31 protein-coding genes are annotated in these 24,856 nt (G+C 40.2%); 9 read left to right on the top strand and 22 right to left on the bottom strand.

Features of this window, described 5'->3' with window-relative positions; all coding sequences use genetic code 11:
• Nucleotide 1: 1 nt before the first annotated feature.
• Both parE and C5695_RS09120 read right to left on the bottom strand, forming a co-directional pair.
• Nucleotides 2–1,969 (bottom strand): DNA topoisomerase IV subunit B, encoded by a 1,968-nt coding sequence (parE, locus tag C5695_RS09125; protein WP_117730450.1) that lies wholly within the window; start codon nt 1,967–1,969, stop codon nt 2–4.
• A gap of 416 nt (nt 1,970–2,385) precedes the next feature.
• Nucleotides 2,386–2,799, bottom strand: coding sequence for a CoA-binding protein (locus C5695_RS09120; RefSeq protein ID WP_117730449.1), 414 nt, complete (start codon nt 2,797–2,799; stop codon nt 2,386–2,388).
• Between the two features lie 154 nt (nt 2,800–2,953).
• Between C5695_RS09120 and plsY the strand changes: the two genes are divergently transcribed.
• Nucleotides 2,954–3,535 (top strand): glycerol-3-phosphate 1-O-acyltransferase PlsY, encoded by a 582-nt coding sequence (gene plsY / locus C5695_RS09115; RefSeq protein WP_117730448.1) that lies wholly within the window; start codon nt 2,954–2,956, stop codon nt 3,533–3,535.
• Nucleotides 3,536–3,646: 111 nt separating this feature from the next.
• Nucleotides 3,647–3,922, top strand: a complete 276-nt coding sequence (locus tag C5695_RS09110) for a HesB/YadR/YfhF family protein (protein ID WP_395940512.1) — start codon at nt 3,647–3,649, stop codon at nt 3,920–3,922.
• A gap of 39 nt (nt 3,923–3,961) precedes the next feature.
• On the opposite strand, the gene C5695_RS09105 is transcribed toward C5695_RS09110, so the two are convergent.
• The 7 genes from C5695_RS09105 to acnA all read right to left on the bottom strand — a co-directional run bounded on the left by C5695_RS09105 (nt 3,962) and on the right by acnA (nt 8,752).
• Nucleotides 3,962–4,273, bottom strand: coding sequence for a hypothetical protein (locus C5695_RS09105; RefSeq protein ID WP_117730446.1), 312 nt, complete (start codon nt 4,271–4,273; stop codon nt 3,962–3,964).
• Between the two features lie 3 nt (nt 4,274–4,276).
• Entirely contained in the window at nt 4,277–4,699 is a 423-nt protein-coding gene (locus C5695_RS09100) for an acyl-CoA thioesterase (protein ID WP_117730445.1), read from the bottom strand.
• Between the two features lie 103 nt (nt 4,700–4,802).
• A complete protein-coding gene (gene tlp / locus C5695_RS09095; RefSeq protein WP_003211760.1) occupies nt 4,803–5,045 on the bottom strand; it encodes a small acid-soluble spore protein Tlp in 243 nt (80 codons plus the stop codon).
• Nucleotides 5,046–5,058: 13 nt separating this feature from the next.
• On the bottom strand, nt 5,059–5,202 hold the full coding sequence (locus C5695_RS09090; protein WP_008357830.1) for an acid-soluble spore protein N: 144 nt from the start codon (nt 5,200–5,202) through the stop codon (nt 5,059–5,061).
• Nucleotides 5,203–5,253: 51 nt separating this feature from the next.
• Nucleotides 5,254–5,379, bottom strand: a complete 126-nt coding sequence (locus tag C5695_RS09085) for an FbpB family small basic protein (RefSeq protein ID WP_117730444.1) — start codon at nt 5,377–5,379, stop codon at nt 5,254–5,256.
• Between the two features lie 73 nt (nt 5,380–5,452).
• Nucleotides 5,453–5,956, bottom strand: coding sequence for a TlpA family protein disulfide reductase (locus tag C5695_RS09080; RefSeq protein ID WP_117730443.1), 504 nt, complete (start codon nt 5,954–5,956; stop codon nt 5,453–5,455).
• A gap of 66 nt (nt 5,957–6,022) precedes the next feature.
• Nucleotides 6,023–8,752, bottom strand: a complete 2,730-nt coding sequence (gene acnA, locus C5695_RS09075; RefSeq protein WP_117730442.1) for an aconitate hydratase AcnA — start codon at nt 8,750–8,752, stop codon at nt 6,023–6,025.
• 220 nt (nt 8,753–8,972) lie between these two features.
• Between acnA and sspO the strand changes: the two genes are divergently transcribed.
• The 4 genes from sspO to C5695_RS09055 all read left to right on the top strand — a co-directional run bounded on the left by sspO (nt 8,973) and on the right by C5695_RS09055 (nt 10,477).
• Nucleotides 8,973–9,119, top strand: coding sequence for a small acid-soluble spore protein SspO (sspO, locus tag C5695_RS09070; RefSeq protein WP_117730441.1), 147 nt, complete (start codon nt 8,973–8,975; stop codon nt 9,117–9,119).
• Between the two features lie 16 nt (nt 9,120–9,135).
• Nucleotides 9,136–9,282: a small acid-soluble spore protein P gene (locus tag C5695_RS09065; protein WP_003211331.1), complete on the top strand. Its 147-nt coding sequence runs from the start codon at nt 9,136–9,138 to the stop codon at nt 9,280–9,282.
• A 103-nt stretch (nt 9,283–9,385) separates the two neighbouring features.
• Complete coding sequence (locus C5695_RS09060; RefSeq protein ID WP_117730440.1) at nt 9,386–9,787, top strand: Hsp20/alpha crystallin family protein; 402 nt, start codon at nt 9,386–9,388, stop codon at nt 9,785–9,787.
• Between the two features lie 261 nt (nt 9,788–10,048).
• Nucleotides 10,049–10,477: a DUF2621 domain-containing protein gene (locus C5695_RS09055; RefSeq protein WP_117730439.1), complete on the top strand. Its 429-nt coding sequence runs from the start codon at nt 10,049–10,051 to the stop codon at nt 10,475–10,477.
• A 21-nt stretch (nt 10,478–10,498) separates the two neighbouring features.
• Here C5695_RS09055 and C5695_RS09050 read toward each other — a convergent pair whose 3' ends face one another.
• Nucleotides 10,499–10,981 carry a CcdC family protein gene (locus C5695_RS09050; protein ID WP_117730438.1) on the bottom strand — a complete coding sequence of 161 codons (483 nt, stop codon included), beginning with the start codon at nt 10,979–10,981 and terminating at the stop codon, nt 10,499–10,501.
• A gap of 94 nt (nt 10,982–11,075) precedes the next feature.
• The gene (locus C5695_RS09045) at nt 11,076–11,783 is read right to left on the bottom strand and encodes a cytochrome c biogenesis CcdA family protein (protein ID WP_117730437.1); all 708 of its coding nucleotides are present in this window, start codon (nt 11,781–11,783) and stop codon (nt 11,076–11,078) included.
• A 208-nt stretch (nt 11,784–11,991) separates the two neighbouring features.
• Between C5695_RS09045 and C5695_RS09040 the strand changes: the two genes are divergently transcribed.
• Nucleotides 11,992–12,165 carry an aspartyl-phosphate phosphatase Spo0E family protein gene (locus C5695_RS09040; RefSeq protein ID WP_369810454.1) on the top strand — a complete coding sequence of 58 codons (174 nt, stop codon included), beginning with the start codon at nt 11,992–11,994 and terminating at the stop codon, nt 12,163–12,165.
• Between the two features lie 262 nt (nt 12,166–12,427).
• Here the strand turns inward: C5695_RS09040 and C5695_RS09035 are convergent, their stop codons facing one another.
• From C5695_RS09035 to yneA, 6 genes are all read right to left on the bottom strand, one after another.
• Nucleotides 12,428–12,646 (bottom strand): YneF family protein, encoded by a 219-nt coding sequence (locus tag C5695_RS09035; protein ID WP_003212379.1) that lies wholly within the window; start codon nt 12,644–12,646, stop codon nt 12,428–12,430.
• 84 nt (nt 12,647–12,730) lie between these two features.
• Nucleotides 12,731–13,177: a sporulation inhibitor of replication protein SirA gene (gene sirA, locus C5695_RS09030; RefSeq protein ID WP_117730436.1), complete on the bottom strand. Its 447-nt coding sequence runs from the start codon at nt 13,175–13,177 to the stop codon at nt 12,731–12,733.
• Nucleotides 13,178–13,375: 198 nt separating this feature from the next.
• Nucleotides 13,376–15,379: a transketolase gene (gene tkt / locus C5695_RS09025; RefSeq protein ID WP_117730435.1), complete on the bottom strand. Its 2,004-nt coding sequence runs from the start codon at nt 15,377–15,379 to the stop codon at nt 13,376–13,378.
• 187 nt (nt 15,380–15,566) lie between these two features.
• Nucleotides 15,567–15,797, bottom strand: a complete 231-nt coding sequence (locus tag C5695_RS09020; protein ID WP_117730434.1) for a DUF896 domain-containing protein — start codon at nt 15,795–15,797, stop codon at nt 15,567–15,569.
• A gap of 69 nt (nt 15,798–15,866) precedes the next feature.
• Complete coding sequence (locus C5695_RS09015) at nt 15,867–16,514, bottom strand: YneB family resolvase-like protein (RefSeq protein ID WP_117730433.1); 648 nt, start codon at nt 16,512–16,514, stop codon at nt 15,867–15,869.
• Between the two features lie 17 nt (nt 16,515–16,531).
• Nucleotides 16,532–16,843 (bottom strand): cell division suppressor protein YneA, encoded by a 312-nt coding sequence (gene yneA, locus C5695_RS09010; RefSeq protein ID WP_117730432.1) that lies wholly within the window; start codon nt 16,841–16,843, stop codon nt 16,532–16,534.
• Between the two features lie 159 nt (nt 16,844–17,002).
• Here yneA and lexA point away from each other — a divergent pair, with 159 nt between their 5' ends.
• Nucleotides 17,003–17,623, top strand: a complete 621-nt coding sequence (lexA, locus tag C5695_RS09005; protein ID WP_117730431.1) for a transcriptional repressor LexA — start codon at nt 17,003–17,005, stop codon at nt 17,621–17,623.
• Nucleotides 17,624–17,670: 47 nt separating this feature from the next.
• Here lexA and C5695_RS09000 read toward each other — a convergent pair whose 3' ends face one another.
• Nucleotides 17,671–18,105 (bottom strand): hypothetical protein, encoded by a 435-nt coding sequence (locus tag C5695_RS09000; RefSeq protein WP_117730430.1) that lies wholly within the window; start codon nt 18,103–18,105, stop codon nt 17,671–17,673.
• Between the two features lie 294 nt (nt 18,106–18,399).
• On the opposite strand from C5695_RS09000, the gene C5695_RS08995 reads away from it, so the two are divergent.
• A complete protein-coding gene (locus C5695_RS08995) occupies nt 18,400–18,942 on the top strand; it encodes an IseA DL-endopeptidase inhibitor family protein (protein WP_117730429.1) in 543 nt (180 codons plus the stop codon).
• 33 nt (nt 18,943–18,975) lie between these two features.
• Here C5695_RS08995 and C5695_RS08990 read toward each other — a convergent pair whose 3' ends face one another.
• From C5695_RS08990 to C5695_RS08975, 4 genes are all read right to left on the bottom strand, one after another.
• Nucleotides 18,976–19,824 (bottom strand): STAS domain-containing protein, encoded by an 849-nt coding sequence (locus C5695_RS08990; protein WP_117730428.1) that lies wholly within the window; start codon nt 19,822–19,824, stop codon nt 18,976–18,978.
• 143 nt (nt 19,825–19,967) lie between these two features.
• On the bottom strand, nt 19,968–20,402 hold the full coding sequence (locus C5695_RS08985) for a NucA/NucB deoxyribonuclease domain-containing protein (protein ID WP_117730427.1): 435 nt from the start codon (nt 20,400–20,402) through the stop codon (nt 19,968–19,970).
• Between the two features lie 197 nt (nt 20,403–20,599).
• Complete coding sequence (locus C5695_RS08980; RefSeq protein WP_117730426.1) at nt 20,600–21,508, bottom strand: trypsin-like serine peptidase; 909 nt, start codon at nt 21,506–21,508, stop codon at nt 20,600–20,602.
• A 190-nt stretch (nt 21,509–21,698) separates the two neighbouring features.
• Entirely contained in the window at nt 21,699–24,842 is a 3,144-nt protein-coding gene (locus C5695_RS08975; RefSeq protein ID WP_117730425.1) for a bifunctional cytochrome P450/NADPH--P450 reductase, read from the bottom strand.
• Nucleotides 24,843–24,856: the final 14 nt, after the last annotated feature.

The following is a 24,856-nucleotide window of genomic DNA, read 5'->3' as shown; positions in this document are numbered from 1 at the left end:
TTTAAACCTCCTCAGCTAGCGACAAGTTTTCATTTTCAAGAATGTTGCTTTCCTCATCGAGTCCAAAGGCGACATTCTTTTCAATCCATTTACGGCGTGGCTCTACTTTGTCACCCATTAATGTCGTGACGCGGCGTTCCACACGTGCAGCATCATCGATTTTGACCCTGACAAGTGTTCTCGATTCTGGATTCATTGTCGTTTCCCATAGCTGGTCGGCGTTCATTTCACCTAAACCTTTATAGCGCTGAATCGTGTACCCTTTTCCAACCTTCTTCAGTACATCATCCATTTCTTCATCAGACCATGCGTACTCAATGACTTCTTTTTTCCCTGAGCCTTTGCTGACTTTATATAAAGGCGGTAGTGCAATAAACACTTTGCCATGTTCGATCAGCGGCTTCATATAGCGGTAAAAGAACGTAAGTAGAAGCACTTGAATATGCGCTCCATCTGTATCAGCATCTGTCATAATCACGATTTTGTCGTAATTGATGTCTTCTACATTAAAATCGACACCGACGCCTCCACCGATGGCATGAATAATGGTGTTGATTTCTTCATTTTTGAAAATATCAGCAAGCTTTGCTTTTTCTGTGTTGATGACCTTTCCACGAAGCGGCAGCACCGCTTGGAATTTACGGTCACGCCCTTGCTTTGCTGACCCGCCCGCTGAGTCTCCCTCTACTAAGTACAATTCGTTTCTTGCCGGGTTTCTGGATTGAGCAGGTGTTAATTTTCCGCTCAGTGTCGCTTCGGACTTTTTCCGTTTCTTGCCGCTCCTTGCTTCTTCACGTGCTTTTCTAGCAGCTTCTCTTGCCTGCTGTGCTTTAATCGCTTTTTTCACAAGAAGAGTAGCTGTTTCCCTGTTTTCTTCAAGGAAATAAGCCAGCTTTTCAGAAATAACAGCGTCAACAGCTGAGCGAGCCTCACTTGTCCCAAGCTTTCCTTTTGTCTGGCCTTCAAATTGAAGCAGTTCTTCAGGAATTCTGACAGAAATAATAGCAGACAGTCCTTCGCGAATATCAGTGCCCTCTAAATTTTTGTCTTTTTCTTTTAAAAGGGCCACTTTGCGTGCATATTCATTAAAGGCTCTTGTCATCGCCGTTTTGGCACCGGACTCATGCGTACCGCCATCTTTTGTTCTGACGTTATTGACGAAGGAAAGAATATTCTCCGAGTAGCCATCGTTGAATTGAAAAGCAAAGTCTACTTCGATAGATTGATGCTCTCCTTCAAATGAAACCACTTCACTGAGAACGTCTTTTTCTTCATTTAAATAAGCAACGAATGCCTCAATGCCCGTCTCATAATAAAAGGTTTCTTGTACATCATGTCGTTCATCAATCAGCTCTATTTTTAATCCTTTTAATAAAAAGGCAGATTCTCTTAAACGTTCTGATAAAGTGTCGAAATTATAGGTCGTGACACTGAACATGACTCGATCTGGTTTAAAATGAATCAGTGTTCCTGTTTTTTTCGTTTTTCCGACTTTTTCAAGTGATGTGGCAGGCTTTCCGCCGTTTTCAAAGCGCTGATGATAAATAAAGCCGTCGCGTTCAATTGTGACAGTGAGCCATTCTGACAGCGCGTTCACAACAGATGCCCCAACTCCGTGAAGCCCACCACTTGTTTTATATCCGCCTTGACCAAATTTTCCGCCTGCATGAAGGACCGTTAAAATGATCTCAGGTGTCGGTTTTCCAAGCTTATGCATACCAGTAGGCATTCCTCGCCCTTTATCTTGGACGGAAATGCTGTTATCTTTATGTATTTTGACAATGATATGGTCTCCATGGCCAGCGAGCACTTCATCGACAGAGTTGTCTACAATCTCATAGACAAGGTGATGAAGACCGCGTGAATCCGTAGATCCAATATACATCCCTGGACGTTTACGGACCGCTTCAAGCCCCTCTAGCACCTGAATAGAATCATCGTTATAATCTACTTGCTGCTTTTTAACCAAATGCTTAATCCCCTTTCACTAACAAACATAACCGGCTAACCATCAAATGATCTCTCTAGATTTTAATGATGATCATGCTGCTCATTACTGTCTACTTTAATAAGCTGCATCATCACCATGCATGTGTGGTTCAGCAATACATGCTCTTTTGCTCGGCTATGAGGATGTTCTACATTCTGAAATCAGAACTAGAAGTCCATTATAAACAAGACTGTTTCATAAGCCAAATGCAATCATATGATGGTTTTAGCAAAACAGAACAAACGTTCTATTTTTATCTTATCGCTCTTTATCTAGATATGCAAGGTCACCGATATGTCCCTGTCGCCTTATTTTATCGCTTTCTACTAGAATCGCAAATATATTTCTGCAACAAAAAAGCAAAAATCCTTGAAAAACCAAGGATTTTTGACGATTTAATGAGTTTTTGTCATTGCATGAGCCACCTTGATGCATAAATCCATAATGGCGACCTTACCATTTTCCTCAATCAGCCTTTTCGCTTCTTCGTGATATACGCCTTGCTGCGCCCAAAAAACAGGTGCGTCCATTTCAAGAAATTCTTCTGCCACTTCAGGCAAAAACTCTGAGCGTCTAAAGACATTAACAATATCAACAGGCTCTTTTATGTCTTTTAAAGAAGCGACCGCTTTCACTCCAAGTGCTTCATCGATCGTTGGATTCACCGGAATGATCTCATAACCGGCATCCTGCATCGCTTTAGACACCATATAAGACGTCCGGTGCGGCTGATCGGATAACCCAACAACAGCAATTCGTTTACTGCTCTTTAATATACGGCCAATTTCTTGTTTCGTTGGATGATTCATCCAAACACCCCTTTCTCTCTATTTTAGCGAACTTCTGCTGAAAAACAAAGCTGAATCCATCTGCTTTCGATTTTTTCAAAAAAAGATCCCCATGTTTTTCATAAGATCATGTTAAAATGTAAGACAAGAGGGAGAATATAAAGGAGTTATGCAGATGTTAATTGCTTTGATGTTTATTTTGGCTTATCTTCTCGGCAGTATTCCATCCGGTCTCATTGTCGGGAAAGCTGCAAAGGGTATTGATATCCGTGAACATGGCAGCGGAAACCTAGGTGCGACGAATGCATTTCGTACGCTTGGTGTAAAAGCAGGGTCTATTGTTATTTCAGCTGATATTTTAAAGGGGACTCTTGCTTCAGCATTACCGTTTTTCATGCAACTGGACATTCATCCCTTATTAGCAGGAGTTGCTGCTGTTATCGGTCACAGCTTTCCTGTCTTTGCAAAATTTAAAGGGGGAAAAGCAGTCGCTACATCTGGCGGCGTGTTATTATTTTATGCCCCATTCTTATTTATCACGATGATCGCTGCTTTTTTCTTATTTTTATACATTAGTAAATATGTTTCACTATCATCGATGTTGACCGGCATCTATACATTCATTTACAGCATATTCACCAAAGACGTATTCTTAATCATTGTTGTTGCTGTTCTTGCTGGCTTTGTCATCTACAGACACATTGCCAACCTCAAACGAATTTTCAACAAAACTGAACCGAAAATCAAATGGCTATAGCCGTTTCATCAGCTTCATGATGTGGTAAAAGTAAAGAAAAGCTGTTTTTGCATCCTGCATTTTTAAAAACAGCATGACTTCAAAAAAGGGGCGATCACATTGAAATTAACGATGAAAGAAGATGCACTCAATTGGTACAAGGATGAACTAGATTTAGAAAAAGGTGATCATGTTCGCTTTTTTGTGAGATATGGCGGGTGCAGTAATGTACAAAAAGGCTTTTCTCTAGGCGTCGCAAAAGATGAACCTCAAAATGCTGGCGCAACCGCTGAAATAGAAGGCATTACTTTCTTTGTAGAAGAAAGTGATATTTGGTATTTTGACAACCATGATCTGCATATTGATTATAACGAGTCCGTGAAAGAACCAGAGTTTCATTATGAATAAACAAAAAAGATACCTCATCCCTCGGGTATCTTTTTTGTTCTATCCTTCAATATATAGCCCGTATTCCTGAATGTTTCCTAAAGACCGCTCCTTTTGCAGGATTCTTTTTTGCGATTCACCAATCAAATCAAAGTGAGGAAACCCTGCACGGTCATGAATCCATTCTTTTTTGAGTCCATATTTTTCTCCCCACTCTATCAACTGCTTCATATCCTGACAAGCTGCTTTTGTGACGGTATTGGCATGAGGAAAACGGTCATCAAGCCAATAATGTGTTAAAAAGGCAAGCTCTCCCTGCTGGACAGCTGATTTCCACGCATTTAACTCGCTTCTTTTAATACCAAAAGCCATGAATTAAACCTGCTTTTTCGACTGCTCGTATACTTTGTGCCAGGCAGGAAAAGCTTTTCTAAATTGGATAGGTCTAAAGGTATCTTTGTCTACACAAATATGTGAGGTTGTCCCAGTAATCGCAGTTTGCCCATCAGGCTTTTGAATTTCATAGCCATATACCGTTTTGAGGCCATTGTATTCTTCAATCCAAGTATGAACTGTCGCAGTCTCACCGTACAGTAATGGCTTTTTATATTGAACCTGCAAGTCTATAACAGGGGCAAGGGCACCATCTGCTTCTAGCTGCGCGTAGGAAAATCCTAATTCTTTAATCAGTGCTGTTCTGCCGACTTCCATCCAGATTAAATAATTGGCATGATATACGATGCCCATTTGGTCTGTTTCTGCATAACGGACTTCTATTTCTTTTTTAGATACATACACGTTTTCATCGCTCTCCTATCAAAACCTAAGGTCTCTGCCATTTTACCACAATCTAAATGGTTCTTCTAAAAGGAGGCAATAAAATAAACCAGGAATCCCTGGTTTATTCGGTATAGCCATTCTTTCTTGCTGCTTCTTCGTCCTTAATCTCAGAACGCATAGCATCAATGCTCATTTTTCGGTTCTCGTTTTTTTGCTTGATCATTTGTTTTTCCTGATCTGTTGAAAGAGCCATCGCTGCTTCAGATTCATCGATATTGTCAAGGGTGTTTTCGATCATATCTTGCAGCTTTTCAACATTATCCGAACGATCATCTGGATTGGATTGATATGACTTTCCGTTCATCATGATTCCCTCCTTATTCGCCCTTCGTCTGAATCACATCAGGCTGTTCATTTGATTTATTATGCATCTTTTTACCTTTATTGCGTTTGTATGCTACAGGTTTTGTCCCTAAATGGTCTGGTGTAAACTGTGCTTGTTTATCATGCTCTCTACCCATCATTCATCCCTCCCTCTTCTTTAGGATGAACGAAAAAGGGAAATTCATAACTTATTTCTGCCTAAATCGCTCTTCCAACTTTTCTTCAAGCTGGTTTAAAAATTCCTCATTGCTCAATAATTCTTTTTTATTTTCAAGTACAAGTTCTTCAAATGAGCGGCGTTTTCTTCGTCTCATTGCACTCACCTCCAGTGTTTTTATTTACATTTTCGCCAAAACATTTAGAAAATAAGCAAAAAGAGCTGAATCATTATAGATTCAACTCTTTTTCAATGTCTTTCTTTGTCAGCATTTGATGCTTCACAGACATGATGCGTCCTTTTTCATCTAATATGTATGTCGTTGGATATGAAAGCACATGATATCTTGCTTGAATGCCTTTTTGGTCCAATAAAATAGGAAGGCTCAGCTTTAATTCATCTGCAAATGCTGCAACATGATCTACACTTTTTTCTGTAGTCGTCAAATTTACCGCTAGTACCTCAACCTCATCATGCTCGCTTCTAATCGCATCTAAATCGGGCATTTCCGTCCGGCATGGCTTACACCAAGTCGCCCAAAAATTGACGAGCACTTTTTTTCCCCGGTAATCAGATAACGAAGCCGTTTCCCCGTCAAGGGTTTTCAGTTCAAAATCAGGGGCTTGATCCCCTTTTTCAAGACCAATTGCAGGCTCCTTTGGCCCAAATAGATTCCACGCAAGTAAACCAATCAACACAAGTAAAACAGCGCTTGCCATTCCTTTTTTCCACATGATTGATCCTCCACTATTTTAAAAAAGAAGAGAAAGCTATCTACTCGCCTTCTCTTCTTTGCTGTATTAGTTGCTTGCCAATTTTTCACGCAGTACCATTTGAAGAATACCTCCATGACGGTAATAGTCAATTTCGACTTCACTGTCAAAGCGAACAACTACTTCAAATGTTTTCTCATTGCCATCTGTATCAATTGCTTTCACAGTGACAAGGTCACGTGGACGAACTGTTTCATCAACATCGACTTCGAATGTTTCTGTTCCTGTTAGTCCATAAGTTTCTGCACTTTCTCCATCTTTAAACTGTAAAGGAAGTACGCCCATGAAGACAAGGTTACTTCTGTGGATACGTTCAAAGCTTTCAGCTAGAACGAATTTAATTCCAAGAAGGTTTGTTCCTTTTGCAGCCCAGTCACGTGAAGAACCCATGCCGTAGTCTTTCCCTGCTAAGATCGCAAGGCCCGTTCCATCTTCTTTATAACGCATACATGCATCATAAATGGACGTCACTTCACCAGTCGGCCAATAAGTTGTATATCCGCCTTCTGTTCCTGGAGCAATTTGGTTCTTGATACGGATGTTTGCAAAAGTACCTCTCATCATGACATGGTGGTTACCACGTCGAGATCCATATGAGTTAAAGTCCCTAGGCGATACGCCTCTTTCTTGCAAGTATTTACCCGCAGGTGTATCCTTCCCAATTGCTCCAGCTGGAGAAATATGGTCAGTTGTCACAGAGTCACCGAATTTGGCAACAACGCGCAAACCTTTAAGCGGTTCAACTTTACCAGGCTCCACTGATAGGTTTTCAAAGAATGGTGGGTTATCAATGTATGTGGAATTTTCATCCCATTTATACAATGCATCGTCCGTCGTTTTAATTTCGTTCCAGCGGTCATTGCTGTCAAATACAGTTTCATACTCTGAACGGAAGAGCTCAGGTGTCACTGTACTTTTCACGACGCTGTTGATTTCGTCCATTGATGGCCAAATGTCATCGAAATAAACGTTCTCACCATTTTTATCCACACCGATAGGATCTTTTGTTAAATCAATATTCACCGTACCTGCAAGTGCATACGCCACAACTAATGGTGGAGATGCAAGATAGTTTCCTTTAACAAGCGGATGAATACGTCCTTCAAAGTTACGGTTACCAGATAAAACAGAAGTGATCAAGAGATCATTTTCAGAGACAGCATCTTCGATTTCTTTCGCAAGCGGTCCTGAGTTTCCGATACATGTTGTACAGCCGTACCCAACAATGTTAAATCCGAGGTCTCTTAAGTACGGAAGAAGTCCTGAGTTCACAAGGTATCCTGTAACAACCTTAGAACCTGGTGCTAGTGACGTTTTCACGTAGTTTGGCACCTTCATACCAAGCTCACTTGCTTTCTTCGCAACAAGGCCTGCTCCGATTAAAACGTATGGGTTCGATGTATTCGTACAGCTCGTAATCGCTGCAATCGCAATCGCACCTGTCTTCATTACAGCTTTTTCACCGTTTGAAAGTTCAAATTCGATTTCTTTATCCAGTTCTGACTTTTCTAAGCCAAAACCTTGGTTACCAGCTGGGCTTTCGATATGTTGATGGAACGTTTCTTTCATTTCAGAAAGTGGAATCAAATCTTGTGGACGTTTTGGACCAGATAAGTTTGACTCAATTTTAGAAAGATCAATTTCCACAACATCAGTAAAAATTGGCTCTTCTGCATCTGGCGTATAGAATAAACCATTTGCGCGAGAATATTCCTCAACAATATTAATTTGCTCTTCATCACGTCCAGTAAGGCGAAGGTAAGCAAGAGCTTCCTCATCTACTGGGAAGAATCCGCAAGTAGCACCGTATTCAGGCGCCATGTTCGCAATCGTAGCACGATCTGCTAATGGCAGCTGTGCAACACCTGGTCCGAAGAACTCAACGAACTTGTTAACCACGCCTTTTTCGCGCAGAACTTGTGTCACTTTTAATGCAAGGTCAGTTGCCGTCGTTCCATTTGGAAGCTCTCCAACTAATTTAGCACCAATAACTTCTGGTACTGGGAAGTATGAAGGCTGACCAAGCATACCAGCTTCCGCTTCGATACCGCCAACGCCCCATCCTAGTACGCCGATACCGTTAATCATGGTTGTATGAGAGTCAGTACCAACCAATGTATCTGGGTAAGTGATGATCTCGCCATCTTCTTCAATCGCATGAACAACACTTGCAAGATACTCTAAGTTCACTTGGTGAACAATCCCTGTTGCAGGCGGAACAGCTTGATAGTTGTTAAACGCTTTCTTTGCCCAGCTAAGGAAGTTATAACGCTCTGCGTTACGTTCGAATTCTAAATCCATGTTAATGTTTAATGCATCTTCAGTTCCAGCTTTATCTACTTGCACTGAGTGGTCAATGACAAGGTCAACTGGAATTTCAGGGTTGATTTTATCCGGATCTCCGCCTACATCTGCCATTGCTTTTCTTAAAGAAGCAAGGTCAACGACTGCTGGTACACCCGTGAAGTCTTGTAAAATAACTCGAGAAGGTTTAAATGGAACATCAATTTCTCTAACCTCGGCAGTTCCCCATTTTGCCAAGTTTTCAACGTGTTCCTTCTTGATCACTCTACCGTCTACTTGGCGAAGCACTGATTCTAAAAGTACCTTAATGGAATAAGGCAGCTTAGAAACATTTCCGATTCCTTGTTTCTCTAGTGCTTCTAACGAATAATAGTGATACGTTTTCCCATTTGTCGAAAACGTTTTTCTAGATTGAAAAGCGTCTTGTTTAGCGACTTGCTGCTGTTTCGACATGTCCAAAATCCCCCTTTTGATGATCAAGATCAATTTCAATTCTCAGAAAAATCGTCGTATTTCACCACAATTTTCTCACAATTTCATCTTAAAACAAAATCATACATAAGTAAATAACAATGCTTTTATTAAATTCGATAAGTTTAGCTTATCATTAGGAAATGTTTACTCTTCATAAACCAAGCGGGGCGAGATCATACTACAATTGAGGTGATAGAACATGACAAAACGAAAAGCAAATCATGTGATTAACGGCATGAACGCAGCCAAGAGCCAAGGTAATGGCGCAGGCTATATTGAAAATGATCAACTCGTTTTAACAGATGAACAAAGACAAAACAATAAAAAACGTAAAAAAAACCAATAAGAAAGGAGCAATTATCATGACAAATAAAAACACTGGGAAAGACATCCGTCAAAACTCTCCTAAGGAGCATCAAGGCGGCCAGCCAGAGCCTTTATCGGGCAGTAAAAAGGTAAAAAACCGCAACCATACAAGACAAAAGCACAATTCTCATCATGATATGTAAACATTCTCCTTATATCCCGTGACAAAACGGGATGTTTTAGGTCTTTCACACATTTCAGTTCTCAACATATGATTTATTATGAAATGTGATGGAGGAGTGTTTTATGGAGAATGAAAAGCAATCGAATTCCTCTGATTTTCTTGAAATAGATGATTGGCTCAATGTCTTAATGGAAGATCCATTTGCTTGGTATGATGAACACCTCCCAATTGATCTTTATGAAACAAGCCGTGATTATATTATTGAAATCGATGTCTCAGACCTATCGATCACTGATGTAAAGCTGACTTTCTGTGGACATGAGCTGACTTTCGCTTGCACGGTACAAAAACCAAATAATGAAGGCGAACAGCCGATTGAAAAAAATGTGATGCTCCCTTTTTATTTGAACGATAAGGACATTGAAGCAGATTATGAAAACCGAATCATTGAGATAAAAATCAAAAAATATTCCAGCCATCCAAGCGGAGCATTTTCCTTTCAAATCCCTCATTTTAAACATTAAGAGCCCACCTTTTATAAGGTGGGCTCTCTTCCGTTCGTTTCAAGTCAATCCCTTTTGCGAACCACCATGGCCAAATAGTAGAATCGCTATACGATAATGTATTCTTTTTCTACTAAATGGTATGGGTCATTCTAGCAAATGGGCAATTATTAATGAAAAAGGGCGTTTATAGAGAAAAGAGACATACATTTTTGTTATTTTCTTCTATGATCTCTTCATGTAAAATAGGATAGAGAGATGAGGGGTATAAGGAGTGAGGACATGTTAAGCGGCTGGTTTTTGTGGTTCATTTTATTTTGGAGTACAGTCATGATCGGATTACTCGCAATCGGTGGCTTTTTTATGTTTCGCAAATTTTTAAAACGATTGCCGAAGGAAGATGGTAAATCAGAGCTTGATTGGCAAGATGAATATATTCAAAAGAGCCTCCACCTATGGCGGGAAGAAGACAAAAAGCTTTTAAATGAACTCGTATTACCTGTTCCAGAGCTGTTTAGAGATGTCGCCAAAGAAAAAATCGCAGGAAAAATTGGCGAGCTGGCTTTAAAAGAACAAGCTGCCAGCATTAATTTAGACTTAATCATTCGCGGCTATATCATCGCTACACCAAAGCGTGATCATAAGTTTTTATTGAAACGACTTCAAGAAAAAGACATAGATCACACACCATATGAATCGTTATTAAAATAACCTCCTTTATAAAAAGGAGGTTTAATTCATTTGAATTTGCTGCGGATCTAATTGTTTAGACAGCTTTCTAAATGACAAATACATGGCAACACGCCAAGGTACGATCATGCCAAAGGCAAGTATCCAAAACATTCCGCTTAGAGAGCCATAATCAATAGAAGAACTCAAGATGGTCTTCATTCCGATACGAAGAACAAGAAGTCCAATGAGAATAAACACAAATGCTTTTGACCGCTTTAAGTAAATCTCATTCCCTCTAATTTCAAACTTCGATGTTTTAATTAAAAAGATGGAGAAAAACATCCCCACTGTGATTGCCTCGAGAAATTCAGCTCCAGTTACCTGAAACATAGGAACAAAAAACATCAGAGCTCCAGTGCTCATGAAAATAGGAGGCAATATAATTTTTTTCGCAGTTGCTGGTTTTGCAGATGACTTAATGCGAATAAACATGACGGCTACCGCCATACATATCGCAATTATAGAAGAGATCAAGACCATCATATCAAATCATTCCTTTATACTTTAAGGTCAGCCTATGTATAATATACTCCAATTGACGAAAAAAAACCATTCGCCGCGACTGTAGAAAACGATTTCAAAAGCCTGTAAATCCACCAAACAAGGATGAGAACATGATGATAATCCATGTGAGAAGATCAAAGAAAAGCAATATTCCTACTACAATCATAATGATCCCGCCAATTTTCATAATAAGCTGCTGACGCTTTCTGATCCACGTCATTTTTGTGATGAAAAAGGATAGAACAAAAAACGGAACGGCAAACCCGAATACATAGGCAATCATATAGGGCACAGCCGACTCAGGATTGTTACTCGCCAGTGCGATAACAGCAGACAAAATAGGTCCTGTACAAGGTGTCCAACCAGCGGCAAATCCCATTCCGATGAGAATCGATCCAAAAAAACCAGCAGGTCGGTTTTTGAATTGCATTCTCTTTTCCCCCATAAGGAAAGAAGGCTGAAATACGCCGAGCGTCATAAAACCAAAGAAAATAATGAGAATGGCCCCAACCTGACGAATCGCTTGATGGTAATCATCAAAAAACTTTCCAACAAACGATGTCCCAAAGCCAATCGCAATAAAGATAATAGAGAACCCAACTAAAAAGAATAAGGTATGAAGCAGACTTCTTCTTCTCAGCATCACCTTCTCAGAGTTCACTTCATCTATACTAACGCCTGTAATATATGATAAAAAGGCTGGATAAAGCGGAAGACAGCATGGTGAAATAAAAGAAAGAAACCCCGCTCCAAAAGCTAAAAAGTAATTCAAATCTGTCAAAAGAACACCCCCTTCTTACAATATACAATAAGAGATGACAAAATCATTTCATTTTTTTTACATCCTCTCAATAAAGATGGTCTATTCTCTTAAAACCTTATATAATTTAATTTGACATCAAGATAACGAATCCTTTAAATTTGAAAATAAACCTTAAAATGGATATAATAGAATCGATTCTTTTTATCAAGATTTGCATGAAAGGAACATGACTTTGGTAAAAACATCATTATTAACTCAAATTGAAGAAAAAAGAGAAGAGCTGATGAAAGTTGTCTTGCATAATGGGATGACATCAACAGTGACCATCGAACATAGTCAGCAGCTAGATCATCTCCTCTTACAATATCAACGACACTTACACTCAAACTCAGCCAACTAATCAGATCTCATGATATCTATCATGCCGCACGATTTTTAGAACAGTTGATATGTGTGACCATAAACGAAACAAAAACCTCTGATGACAGGGGTTTTTGTTTTTTAATTAAGGTGCTGACACCAAAATAAAAACCACCTTCCCTGCTTCATTTATGCAAGTACAGTGGTTTTAAAGCGTCTGATGAAGGTGATTCAATAAAGAAAGGATGCTTGTCCATTCTTTATATAACCATGTTCCATCTATGATCATAATATCGTACGTATTATTTCGCTTGGTTGTTCATGGCTTTCATCATTTGATTGATTTTCTTCTGGGACGGTTTCATGCCCATTTGCATCATCATCATTCGAAGCATTTGTTCATTAATTGGTGGATTCTTTTTCAAGTAGCTCATCATATACTTACGAGCAATAAAGAATCCGAGTGCAACTCCTGCAAGCAGTGCAACAACGCCTACAAGGATGACAACCCATAAATCCATAATTCTTCCTCCTTCATGTTGTCTCGTATAAAGTGTACTAAACAAAAGGCTATTATACAACATTTCACGTTCAATTTTATTTTTTTAAACAAAATTCCTCACTTTTACCGGATTGAGCCACCCGTGCTTCTTTGAACCGAAGTCCATCGCAAGGAAACAAGGACTAATTTTTCTCAACACTTCAAAAAACACCGCTTCTGCCTCATAGCTTCCAGTGGCAGACATTTGGATATAACGATCTTTAATGATAAATGCAGCAGTTCCTTTTCCATCTGGTAAAGAAGCGCTGTATATCGAGCCGATTTGTGTATAGTGAATGTTCGTTAAATTGTTCATTAAACGCTGGTGCATATGAAAAGCAGGGATTCGTTTCGTCACGTAATCCACTTGTTTCACAAGCATAACCAATTCATCATCCGTGCGGTTCGTCCAGTGTAACGATTCAAACAAATGAAACAAAATCGATTCTTTGCCAAAATAATGATGCGCAAATTCATCCTCAATCCAATAAATATAATAATGGCGTTCCATGTCTATCCCTTCCTTTCACATTTCGTCAATCTCGTATATTGCTTGTATTATACAAAAATGTGAAAGAAAGAATTGTCTATATATGAAGCAAGAAGAAACTAGTTTTGTCAAAAAAACAAGAAAAAAGAAAAAAGTTTGCAGAGCGGATGAAAATGCTCTGCAAACAGATAGCAAAAAAGCATGATGCTTGGAGACTGGTTATTTGTTCAGCTTCGCTTTCACACGGCTGACCACATTGCTGACAGTAAATCCGTATTTCTCAATGATGGTTTCACCTGGTGCAGAAGCGCCAAATTGATCAATTGCAATGACATCACCATCGATACCAGTGTAACGCTCCCAGCCAAGTGAAGCACCCATCTCAATCGCAATACGTGCCCGTACTGCTGTAGGTAGAACGGATTCTTTGTATTCGTCTGACTGCTGATCAAATCGATCCCATGCAGGAAGACTGACAACAGATGCACGAATCCCTTCTTTTTCAAGCGCCTTTTGCGCTTCAATCGCTAAACCAACTTCAGATCCAGAAGCGAGTAGAAGTGCTTCTGGCTGTGCATCAGCAGCTTCAACGACAACATATCCACCCTTTTCTACTCCTTCATATGCCTTCTCTGGTGTTTGATCAATCGTTGGAAGGTTTTGACGAGTTAGAACTAGTGCTGTTGGTTTGTCCGTTGATGATACAGCAAGTTTCCACGCTGCAGCTGTCTCGTTCCCATCCGCAGGGCGAATGACAGAAAGGTTTGGCATCGCTCGTAATGAAGCAAGCTGTTCAACCGGCTCATGCGTCGGACCATCTTCTCCAACAGCGATACTGTCATGAGTAAAGACATATGTGACCGGAAGTCCCATTAGAGCAGCAAGACGAATCGCTGGTCTTAAGTAATCTGAGAAAACAAAGAACGTTCCGCCGAATACACGAAGACCGCCGTGAAGTGCCATACCGTTTAACGCAGCACCCATTGCAAATTCTCTAACACCAAACCAAATGTTCTTGCCAGCATAATTGTTTTTACCAAAGTCGTCTGTGTTTTTAATGGTTGTTTTGTTTGAACCTGCAAGGTCAGCAGACCCGCCAATGAAGAAAGGTACTTGCTTCGCAATGCCATTTAATACTTCGCCTGAAGAAGCGCGGGAGGCAAGGCTTGAACCTGCTTCATAAACTGGAACCTCTTGATCCCAATTCTCAGGAAGCTTTCCTTCAATCGCAAGCTTCAGCTGAGCTGCCAGCTCTGGGTATTCTTTTTCATATTCCTCAAATCGTTCATTCCAAGCTGCTTCTTTTTTCTGACCAGCATCTTTTACAGCTTCTTTGAAATGATCGTACACTTCAGAAGGTACATGGAAATCCTCTTCAAACGTCCAAGAGTAAGCTTCCTTCGTTAGCTTTGCTTCATCGCTGCCAAGCGGTGCACCATGCACACCAGACGTTCCTGCACGGTTTGGCGATCCAAAACCGATGGTTGTTTTCACTTCAATCAATGTAGGTCTGTCTGTATTTTGTTTCGCCTTTTCAATAGCAGCCGTCACTTCTTCAATGTTGTTGCCGTCTTTTACGTAAAGAACTTCCCAATTCATCGCTTCAAAACGATTCTTCACATTTTCAGAGAATGAACGATCTAAGTCGCCATCTAAAGAAATATCATTTGAATCATAAAGGACAATTAAACGGCCTAAGCCTAAATGACCAGCAAGGGAAGCAGCTTCAGAGGAAATGCCCTCCATTAAGTCTCCATCTCCGCAAATGCTGTATGTATAATGATCTACAACATCAAAGTTGTCTTTGTTGTACGTTTCCGCAAGATGTCTTTCAGCAAGTGCCATACCAACTGCCATAGCAATCCCCTGTCCTAAAGGACCTGTTGTGGCATCTACGCCTTCTGTATGTCCAAACTCAGGATGTCCAGGTGTTTTGCTGCCCCATTGGCGAAATTGTTTTAGATCTTCGATGCTGAGGTTGTATCCGCTTAAATGAAGCATGCTATATAGAAGCATAGAACCATGCCCCGCAGATAAAACAAAACGGTCTCTGTTAAACCAATGAGGGTTTTGCGGACTTACGTTTAAGTGATTCGTCCATAAAGCGTATGCCATTGGTGCAGCACCCATTGGCATTCCAGGGTGACCGGAATTCGCTTTTTCAATTGCGTCTATGGAGAGAGTACGTATTGTTGCAATAGATTTCAATTCAATCGTTTCCATATAAATCCCCTTCCGTATCTTGTGTACACCATTATCATAAATCTACTGTCCTTTTTTCACAACTATTTCACGCTGAAAAAGAGTGATTTTGTCACATTTAGTTTATCGATCGCCTAAAAAGTTATGCAAATATGAAAAAAGATGAGAATATTTTTCCCATCTTTTCAAAATTCAAGAAATCAGAGACTTAATGAAGGTTTTGATCTCTTTCTCTTTTTAATTTTTCTGGTGTGACATCGTTTCCTTCGGGATCGACGATTTTCACGGTTTTAAGTGTATTTTTCATAGAAGAACGAAAAGCTTTTAAATACTCTTCTCTTAATTGCTTTTGTTCTGTTTTTTCAGCGTCTGACAAACCGGTCTCTTTTGACTTTTTTGAAAGCTCATTTATTCTTGAAAGCTGTTCTTTAGAAATCATGACAAACTCCTTTAAAGCATTTTCTCTACATACTACTAAATATCAATCATTTTGACAACAAATCGCACTTTAAGTGGTCAGACCTTTCTCATATTCTTGATACCTTCTATGCACCGTTGCTTTTGAAATGTCAAAACCTAGTGCCTGAAGAGTTGCTGCAATTTCTGCGAATGTCATGTTGTTGTTTCTTAATCGAACAATTTCTGAAATCGGCACTTCAATACGCTCACGGCCAGGCGCATGGTCCTGCTGCTTTAAATTCAGTTCAGGCTGATACCCGCGCTCAACAGCCCTTCTCATTCCTCGCTTGATTTTCAGGTTATGAATTTTTCGTTGATACTCTTCAACGACTCCTACGATCTCAATGACCATTTGATCTGCTTCTGAAAGCTCAAGCTCGCCTCTATGAAAAACACTGTATACCTTTACGTTCTCTTTAAAAAGGCAATGAAGAAGCGCTATTTTCGCTTGTCCTCTTCCGAGACGCGTTTCATCCTGAATAAGAACGGCATCAATTGACTCTTCTTTCAGTGTAGCAAGCATCTCAAACACACCATCGCGGTCAAGATCATATCCACTTGCTTTTTCTTTGATGATTTTGACTACATTCATCTTGTGCGCTCCGGCTAAAGCCAGCAGTTCTTCTTCTTGTCTCTTCAGCGAGGTTTCCTGTTCTTCTTTGACAGTGCTCACTCTCGCATAGATGATTGCATTCATGACTTCAATCGACCTTTCTATTGTACTGTTGCAAGTTGATATACGACTGGATGCTCTTTTTTGACTGGTATGACGAGAATGTCACCAGGCTGAATGTCCGTTGAAGCAAGGTCATTGTGCTCGGTGACCCAGTCAATAAACGCATTTTTGTCGATTGATTTGCTGTCGTTTACTTGATCAGCTAACCCCCAAAGAGTATCACCTGATTGAACCTCTATTTTAACATACTGATTTGGATCATTATGGCTAGTGACTGCAATAAGTGAGAGAAATATGCCAACGATGAATGAGAATACCCCAATAAAAATAATAGATTCTTTTAACCTCATAATGTCATCTCTCCTAACAGAATATGTGTTCGCTCTTTCTGTCACTCATTATAAATACGAACAAACGTTTCTGTCAAACGTTTTTTTCGAACCTATGTTTGTACTGTTAGGAAAAACATGCTATAATTTCTTTAAAATTGACGTTTTGAGGTGCAAAAGATGACGAAGCTATCAAAAAGACAACTCGATATCCTGACATTCATCAAAGAAGAAGTAAAAAGCAAGGGCTATCCCCCATCCGTTCGTGAAATTGGAGAAGCTGTCGGTCTAGCATCCAGTTCAACAGTTCATGGACATTTAGCTAGATTAGAAACAAAAGGCTTAATTAGAAGAGATCCGACAAAACCTAGAGCGATCGAAGTACTAGATGAAGAGGAAATGAATATTCCAAAGAGTGCTGTAATGAACGTACCAGTCATCGGAAAAGTCACAGCCGGCCTGCCTATCACGGCTGTTGAGAATGTAGAAGAATACTTCCCTCTTCCAGAGACTTTTGCCGCACCAGATGAACAAGTATTTATGCTTGAAATTATGGGTGAAAGTATGATTGATGCAGGAATTTTGGACAAGGACTATGTCATTGTGCGTCAGCAAAGCACCGCTAACAATGGAGATATTGTCGTCGCCATGACAGAGGAAGATGAAGCAACAGTGAAACGTTTCTATAAAGAAAATACTCACTTTAGATTACAGCCAGAAAATCCATCTATGGAACCGATTATTTTACAGAATGTAAGTATACTAGGTAAAGTAATTGGTGTATTTAGAAATATTCACTAAAAAAAGCCGGTATTTCATCAGCTGATGATGAGAACCGGCTTTTTCTTTTATGAACAAGAATAGGCAAGAATACTAGAGCTCGGGAAAGAACCAAATGTAAAGTTCGGCCAAATAAAGCCAGTTGTTCTCCCAAATGGCTGTGAGGAAAGAACATACATTAAAAATACTTGGCCGTTTCTCATAAACACAATCGTCCATCTTCTATTACATCCCGCTGCAAATTGAACCGATTGCTGGCCTCCACCTGTTTGCCCTGAAATAAGTGACTGCATGCTTTGAGGCTGCGATAACGCTTGCTGATATTGCGAAATGATATGCTGTGGTGGAGCTGGCGGGGCTGATCCACTAGATCCGGGCCCAGTGCCTCCTCCTCCAATTGGAAACCCTGGAAATCCTCCAACTTGAGAAGGGAGCGACGGCCAACCTTGCATCTGCCTATCATATGCGTACCCATTCCACATACCTTCATACGGATAATACATATTCAACACCACTTTCTTAGACATTCATCACGACAGTATATGTCATAATTGAAAAAGCGTGTTGAACGTCCAAACAGAAATTTTTCCAAAAAACGTTTTGTTCTCCTTTAGAACGGTTAAATAGTAGATATAAAGAAAAAATAAAAAAATGAAAACTTTTTGCCACCCTCAAACGTTATATATATAGAAAGAAAAGAAATAAAAAACATTTCAATTTAATACTTGTAATATCAATGTAATTATTGTAACATTTGTAACATAAGAAGTTTTCATTGAGAAAAGGAGGCAATTGCCTTGAAAAAATTATTCGTTTTATTAACCGCTATTATGCTTATGATCTCATTACAATCTACAACATTGGCCGCTTCCAAAAAACAAGCCACTTTGACAAATAAAGAAGCGTTACATATTGCCCTTGATGCACGAGAACACTTTTGGAGTGCGATGTCAGGCTACAAAATTAATGAACATTCCGATTACAAATTAAAATCATTTAGCTATAAAGACATGACATACAACTATCTTTCTAAAACATTTGATACAAAGAAAAAACTAAACAGCTACCTATCTCAAGTTTTCACAACAGATGCCATCAATCATGGTTTAAAAGACTACCAGTTCATTGTTCATAAAGGGAAAATGGCTGTTCCAGTCGGTGACGGAGACAACATGCTTAATTGGGATAAAGCAACACCTAAGCTTGTTTCTAAAAAACAAACGGTCCGCACATATGAATTTACAGTTCCAACACTTGACGGACGCAAAGTAAAACGAACTGTTACGTACGAAAAAGTGCAAAAAGATTGGAAAGTCACAAAAATTGACGCTGTCATCTAAATGAAAAACCAGGCCACTCAATCGGCCTGGTTTTTATATTGGAGAAAATTCGGTCATGCGATCGAGCGCGTGAGCAAGTGATGATGCCGTTCGAAATTCATTAAAAGGAAGCCCGAGCTGAACTGCTGTTTGGGCAATTTCCGGTCTGATTCCCGAAATGGTCGTCTCTACCCCGATTAACCGAAGTGATGTGACGAGATCAAAGATTTGATGGGCCACCATTGTATCAATAATAACAACGCCCGATAGATCAATACATAAATGCTGCACGCCCTTTTGTGAGCACTGCTTCAGCGTATTTTCTAAAATAATCTTTGCTCTTGCTGTGTCAATGTCACCTACGAGCGGCAATAAGGCAATTTGACTTTTTAAGACAATGACAGGTGAGCTTAGCTCGTAAATCATATCTCTTTGTGCCATGAGCTTCTTCGTTGTATTTTTCACATATTGCTGGATGAACACATGGATTGAAATATTAAATGCCTCTGAAATTAAATCATACCAATAAAAGATGCGGTCAATATCAATTTCATCTTGACGCTGTTTAATAAATTCTTTTAAATAATGAAGGACCACTCTTTGATTGGACATGTATTCTCTCACGACATAATCTAATGGTGTATTTAAATGCTTCGGATCACTGGCTAAGTCCTCAGACCATTTTTTAAACTCGGTATGTAAATAAGTCTTATCTTCAATAAAAGCACGAATAAAATGCTGGTAATAATCTTGATTTTGCCGTTTTAGCTCTTCTATGATGCTGGAATCTGTTGAACGATATATTGAGTCTGGATCATCATCCTCAATTGATTCATACCATGTTTCAGTCAGTTTCTCTGCATGTTGCATGAAAAAATCGTATAATGCACGGTTCTTCTCCATAAGCATTTGTCCCTTCACATTTTCTTCTTGTCAGTCTCTGTACCTTAAAGATCAATTGTACCACTGAATCTTTTGTCCCTGCTAGCTCCAATACGCTCTGATCATTAAAAAAGGTCCCTATTCACAGGCACCTTTCTTCAAGCTTATTTCACAATAAATAAAATTCTTTTCCCATCAGGATAACCGCTCATCTGGTGCCCAACCCATGAGCCTGCGCCCCTATTATCAGATGGGCTGACATATTGAACACTCGCACCCTTTCCTCCCTCAAGACAAACCGCCATCGGCCACTCATCCCGGTCAAAACCAGGTTTCGTTGGAATTCCTTTTAATGATTCTTGCCTGCGGGCATCTGCTCCATTTCGGTCAATCGTGCACACATCTGAATGTCCTTTTCGAATGGCCTCTTGAATATGACTGCCTGTTTCAGGGTATCGTTCCATTGGAAATTGAATGATATGATCATATCGATCTGCGCCTTTTGCCGCCTGTTTCTCCCCAAATCCACCTAAAAGCGTGCCTATCCATATCAAAAAGCATAAGGTGACAGCAGTGATCCAGCCTCTTCTCATTTTCAAAAGTGTGTGACCTCCTTTTTTTCTCAAGCAGTATCTTGACTTAAAGGAAATGCGTCATTTTAATGTATGAAGGGTTAACGAATGACATGTGGAATAATTGAAGAGGCTGCAAACTCAATGGATCTTTCAGGAAAGACAGGTCGAAACGAGAAAAAAGCTTGTCCCCTATGAAGGAAACAAGCTCTAACCCCTAGCCTTTATTGCGCTTTTGCATAGTTAATAAATTCAACAAAGGCAGCTGTCGCTTTTGGACCGCCATTCATTGTTCCGTTTGAATACCCTGCGTTATGAACCCCAACAATTTGCTGATTTTGATCTAGCATTGCTGAGCCTGAATTTCCGCTAAAAGTATCAATCGTATAGTATGCGAGATTCGTATCTTCTCTTGTCACAGGACCCGACATCTCCCACTGCGACACCTTACCAGTTGATCTCATTTTATCGCCTGGATATCCTGAAATTTTAATCGTTGTCCCAGTTAAGTTTGTCACCTGACGGATAGAGCGATAACCGACCGTATTGCCAATGTTCGTATCCGTTTTGATTACAGCAAAATCATATTGGCTTGCACCTGTATTGATATATCCGCTTGGTACATAGAACTCCGTCATTTTTGCTGAGCCATTCACCGCAGTACTATCATTCATGCCTGGATACACCGATCCTTTTGCACTATAACTTCTCGATGCTGTATTGTACACGCAGTGCCCGTTTGTCAAAATTTTGTTAGGAGCAATGAGTGTCCCCGTGCAGCTTGAGCCGCCAAATGTAATATAAGCAATCGAATTATATGGTGCCACTCTTGTATTCGCTACTTTTGTTCTACCATCGTCTCCAATGACGACTTTTGTTTGAAAGTCTTTTAAATATTTTGATAGAGGTTTTACTTTTTCACCAACAGTAGAAGAAAGATCGTCCACTTTGTCAAAGGATGAGGGGGATTTCGTATCATTGTGGAAATCACTTGAAGAGATGACCTTCCCATCAGAAGTCACCATGTCATAATCAGACGTTAGTACTGAATTAGATGCAGCATGGGCAAAACTAGGCACACTTAAAGCACCAAAAACGAGTAGAGAAGGGAGTAACATTTTCACCTTTTTCATCATATTCCTCCTTTATGTCCTATATCAAAAATCATACGATTGTTTCATATTGGAGTAAATGAGAGAATATTCTTATTTTTTACAAAATGTTTCATTTGTAAATTAGGTGTTTTGTATCTTTCTAACTTTCATTCTATTGATCTCTCTATGAAACAGAAAAAACCGCCTGATTGGCGGTCATTTCTGTTTATCAGCTCCACACATCTTTTACATATCGATGGTCATTTGCAAGGGTTGTGAGCCAATTTGCAGCTGTTTCTTTCGAGCACTGTTTCTCATGCTGATAGAGGTCGATCAGTGTAGCCTCTACATCTGGCGCCATGACCTTTCCGTCCCCGCACACGTAAAGATACGCACCTTGGTCAAGTAAATGGATCAGCATCTCACCGTCTTCTTTCAACAAATGCTGAACATATACTTTTTTCTCTTTGTGACGAGAATAAGCCCGGTGGATGTGAACAACTCCTTTTTCTGCTGCAAGCTGCATTTCCTCAAAATACAGATCATCTTCATGAGGGTGACGGCAGCCAAAATACAGGTGAGCCTCACCTAATGGCTTTCCTTCCTTCTGCCAAACCCCTCTAGCTTGAACAAACCCTCTAAATGGAGCGATTCCTGTACCCGGTCCGATCATGATCATCGGTACTTCAGATGAAGGGGGCAGCTGGAATCCTGCCTGCGCTTCGTGAAGGAAACAGGCGACTTCTTCTCCTTCCTGCAGACCACATAAATAGTTTGATGCGACTCCTGCATATTCTCCGCGGCCGCTCCACGCTTTCCCTTTCACAACTGCCACTGTCATACTGACTCTTTTTTCTTCCACCTTTGGTGAACTAGAAATCGAGTAGTAGCGCGGTTTCAAACCTGGTAAAAGTGCCAAAAAGTGCACAAACGGCAGCTCACACGCTTCATATTGATCTAATAAGTCCAGCATGGTCACTCGTTTCTTTAGAATGGCTTCTTGATAGGCTTCACCAGCCATTTGCTCAAGCTCCACACGGTGAGGCGGACAAACTGTATATGCTGCAAGCTCTCTTAGCTGCGTACGTGTTGCAGGCTCTTGAAGCTCAACATGTGAAGCAAGTAATTCTTTTATTTGAAGCGGCTGATCTAAAGGTAAATGACTAGCCTCTTTCTCAGAAGAAAGCTTTATGTGTTGCTGAGGATCTAGATTGAAGCGATGAATGACCCGCTGAACGAGTGCATCACTATTTTTCGGAACAATTCCGATATGATCCCCTTCCTTGTATCGTTTCCCTTCAGGCAATTGTAGTTCTATATGTCTTGTTTTCCGCTCACTTGATTCAGATTGTAATTCCTCATTTTTCAGTACAACAGCTGAAAAGGCACCATATGTTTTCGCCACAGGACGTTCCACTAGCTCAGTTGTATAAGCAACTGATAGATTTGGCTTTTCCTTGCCTTTCTCTTGGAAGGTGAGCTTGAATTCTTTTGCCAGCTGCTTGAAGACCGTTTTCTGGAATGTTTCTTTATCCTCATCCATATCACCGCCCGCATCGCCTTCTCCTAACTTCGCAACACGTTTTGCACCTTTTCTTTCAAGCGCTTCATCAATGAGACGCGGGATACGCTGGTACGTACTTGCCCAATTTCGATCTCCGCATCCAAAGACAGCAAATGTCACGTTTGATAAATCCTGCTTCTCATCCTGCGTTACCCAATCGACAAATCCTTTTGCATGATCAGGTGGAAGTCCGTTGTAGGAAGCAGTCACGATTAAGACGGCACCACTATCTGGTAATTGTCGTGTATAGTCATCAAGCGGAGCCGTGGTCACGTCAAACCCTTTTGCTTTTCCGTCTTCAGCAAATTCATTTGCCATTTGCTGCGCTGTGCCTAGATTTGAACCATATAAAACAAGCAGTGGCGTCCCATGACTATCCACTTTTGCCTCACTCGCTTTGGTGGTTTTTTTTGGTTCTTCTTTCGGTGGTGCCATGAAGAATTGCTGCTTCCTTGGCCGCACTTTGATTTTAAAATCGTTTGGTTTAATCGTTAGAGATTCTTTTAAATCAAGTTCATATGATGTATGATCAATCAATTCTAAATTGTGCAGAACCATCGCCAGCACCATTGTGGCTTCATGAAGGGCGAACTGCATACCGATACATGCACGCTGCCCATTTCCAAAAGGCTTGTAGGCATGCTGCGGGATCTTTTCAGGCTGTAGAAAGCGTTCTGGTTTAAATTCTTCCGCATCCTCTCCCCATACCGCTTGATCACGATGTAACTTAGGGAGCAGCACGGAGACACTTTGGTTCTTTTTAATCGAATATTTCCCTCCGATGACGGTGTCTTCTTTTGCATAAAAAGAGAACGTCGGCGCTGTTGGCCAGAGACGAAGAGATTCGTTTAAAACCATACGAGTGTATGTGAGCTTTTGTACCTGCTTAAATGTTGGCAGTCCGCCTTGCAGCACATCATCTGCTTCTTGGACGGCTTTCTTTAATTTTTCTGGATTCTTTAATAAGAAATAAATCGCAAAGGATAGCAGCCCACTAGTTGTTTCGTGCCCAGCTATTAAGAAGGTAATGATTTGGTAACGAATATTTTCATCTGACAGGCGCTCACCTGTTTCAGGGTCCTTAGCATGCAGCATGAGGGACAGTAAATCATTGCCCGTTTTATCTTGTTTTTTTCGTTCTTGAATAATGTCATCTACTAATTGCTTCATAAAATCAACATTTTGTTCAAATTCTTTTCTTCTTTTGATCATTAATTTATCTGCAACGGGCAATCTGCTTGCCTGATCCATCGCTTCGTTTAAACCATTCACCATACTTTCGATGAATGGATGCTGATTTTCTTTATAAAAGCTGTTAAATCGAAAATCAAAACCACATAGCCCGATCGTATCTAAAGTGAGCTTTGTCATGTCCTCTGCTACTTCAATTTCTTCATCATGACCAGTTCTTTGCCATTTTTGTACAAGCTGTGTGGCAATATCGAGCATCATCTCATGATAGCCCTTCATAGCCTGCTGGCTAAACGCCGGCATCAAGATGTGATGAGCCTTTCTCCAGTTCGGCTCGTCTGTCCAGCTTGTAAATAACCCATCCCCTGAAAATGTTCTGACTTTATTGAGACTGCTTCCAATGTATTTATCAAAACGGCTCTCATCACATATTTCTTGGAAAAGTTCATGATTAGAAACAAAAATACTTGTCGCTTTTGCAAATTCAAACTGAAAGATCGGCCCTAATTCATCTGCCAGCCGCCAAAAGGTTTGAGAAAGCTCCCCTTTTTTGATATGAGGGATATTTTTAAATGGTCCGTATGTTTTTGGTTTTGGAATGATTGATGTTTGTTGCATATGCCCACTCCCTT

The organism is Bacillus pumilus, from assembly GCF_003431975.1.
In the GTDB taxonomy this organism is placed as follows: Bacteria; Bacillota; Bacilli; order Bacillales; family Bacillaceae; genus Bacillus; species Bacillus pumilus_N.
The sequence above is the reverse complement of the archived record's forward strand: the minus strand, read 5'-3'. Positions and strand labels throughout refer to the sequence as shown.

Bases quoted from the DNA above. Each gene is read 5' to 3' on its own strand.
- C5695_RS09050 (WP_117730438.1), bottom strand. From the start codon at position 10,981: ATGATGGTCTTGATCTCTTCTATAATTGCGATATGTATGGCGGTAGCC.
- acnA (WP_117730442.1), bottom strand. From the start codon at position 8,752: ATGTCGAAACAGCAGCAAGTCGCTAAACAAGACGCTTTTCAATCTAGA.
- C5695_RS09120 (WP_117730449.1), bottom strand. From the start codon at position 2,799: ATGAATCATCCAACGAAACAAGAAATTGGCCGTATATTAAAGAGCAGT.
- C5695_RS09020 (WP_117730434.1), bottom strand. From the start codon at position 15,797: ATGATTTCTAAAGAACAGCTTTCAAGAATAAATGAGCTTTCAAAAAAG.
- yneA (WP_117730432.1), bottom strand. From the start codon at position 16,843: ATGAGGTTAAAAGAATCTATTATTTTTATTGGGGTATTCTCATTCATC.
- lexA (WP_117730431.1), top strand. From the start codon at position 17,003: ATGACGAAGCTATCAAAAAGACAACTCGATATCCTGACATTCATCAAA.
- tkt (WP_117730435.1), bottom strand. From the start codon at position 15,379: ATGGAAACGATTGAATTGAAATCTATTGCAACAATACGTACTCTCTCC.
- C5695_RS09105 (WP_117730446.1), bottom strand. From the start codon at position 4,273: ATGGCTTTTGGTATTAAAAGAAGCGAGTTAAATGCGTGGAAATCAGCT.
- plsY (WP_117730448.1), top strand. From the start codon at position 2,954: ATGTTAATTGCTTTGATGTTTATTTTGGCTTATCTTCTCGGCAGTATT.
- C5695_RS09000 (WP_117730430.1), bottom strand. From the start codon at position 18,105: ATGTATTATCCGTATGAAGGTATGTGGAATGGGTACGCATATGATAGG.
- sirA (WP_117730436.1), bottom strand. From the start codon at position 13,177: ATGGAACGCCATTATTATATTTATTGGATTGAGGATGAATTTGCGCAT.
- C5695_RS09040 (WP_369810454.1), top strand. From the start codon at position 11,992: ATGACTTTGGTAAAAACATCATTATTAACTCAAATTGAAGAAAAAAGA.
- C5695_RS09015 (WP_117730433.1), bottom strand. From the start codon at position 16,514: ATGAATGCAATCATCTATGCGAGAGTGAGCACTGTCAAAGAAGAACAG.
- C5695_RS09110 (WP_395940512.1), top strand. From the start codon at position 3,647: ATGAAAGAAGATGCACTCAATTGGTACAAGGATGAACTAGATTTAGAA.
- tlp (WP_003211760.1), bottom strand. From the start codon at position 5,045: ATGAACGGAAAGTCATATCAATCCAATCCAGATGATCGTTCGGATAAT.
- C5695_RS09090 (WP_008357830.1), bottom strand. From the start codon at position 5,202: ATGGGTAGAGAGCATGATAAACAAGCACAGTTTACACCAGACCATTTA.
- sspO (WP_117730441.1), top strand. From the start codon at position 8,973: ATGACAAAACGAAAAGCAAATCATGTGATTAACGGCATGAACGCAGCC.
- C5695_RS09035 (WP_003212379.1), bottom strand. From the start codon at position 12,646: ATGGATTTATGGGTTGTCATCCTTGTAGGCGTTGTTGCACTGCTTGCA.
- C5695_RS08980 (WP_117730426.1), bottom strand. From the start codon at position 21,508: ATGAAAAAGGTGAAAATGTTACTCCCTTCTCTACTCGTTTTTGGTGCT.
- C5695_RS09055 (WP_117730439.1), top strand. From the start codon at position 10,049: ATGTTAAGCGGCTGGTTTTTGTGGTTCATTTTATTTTGGAGTACAGTC.
- C5695_RS08990 (WP_117730428.1), bottom strand. From the start codon at position 19,824: ATGGAGAAGAACCGTGCATTATACGATTTTTTCATGCAACATGCAGAG.
- C5695_RS09085 (WP_117730444.1), bottom strand. From the start codon at position 5,379: ATGAGACGAAGAAAACGCCGCTCATTTGAAGAACTTGTACTTGAAAAT.
- C5695_RS08975 (WP_117730425.1), bottom strand. From the start codon at position 24,842: ATGCAACAAACATCAATCATTCCAAAACCAAAAACATACGGACCATTT.
- C5695_RS09065 (WP_003211331.1), top strand. From the start codon at position 9,136: ATGACAAATAAAAACACTGGGAAAGACATCCGTCAAAACTCTCCTAAG.
- C5695_RS09080 (WP_117730443.1), bottom strand. From the start codon at position 5,956: ATGTGGAAAAAAGGAATGGCAAGCGCTGTTTTACTTGTGTTGATTGGT.
- C5695_RS09060 (WP_117730440.1), top strand. From the start codon at position 9,386: ATGGAGAATGAAAAGCAATCGAATTCCTCTGATTTTCTTGAAATAGAT.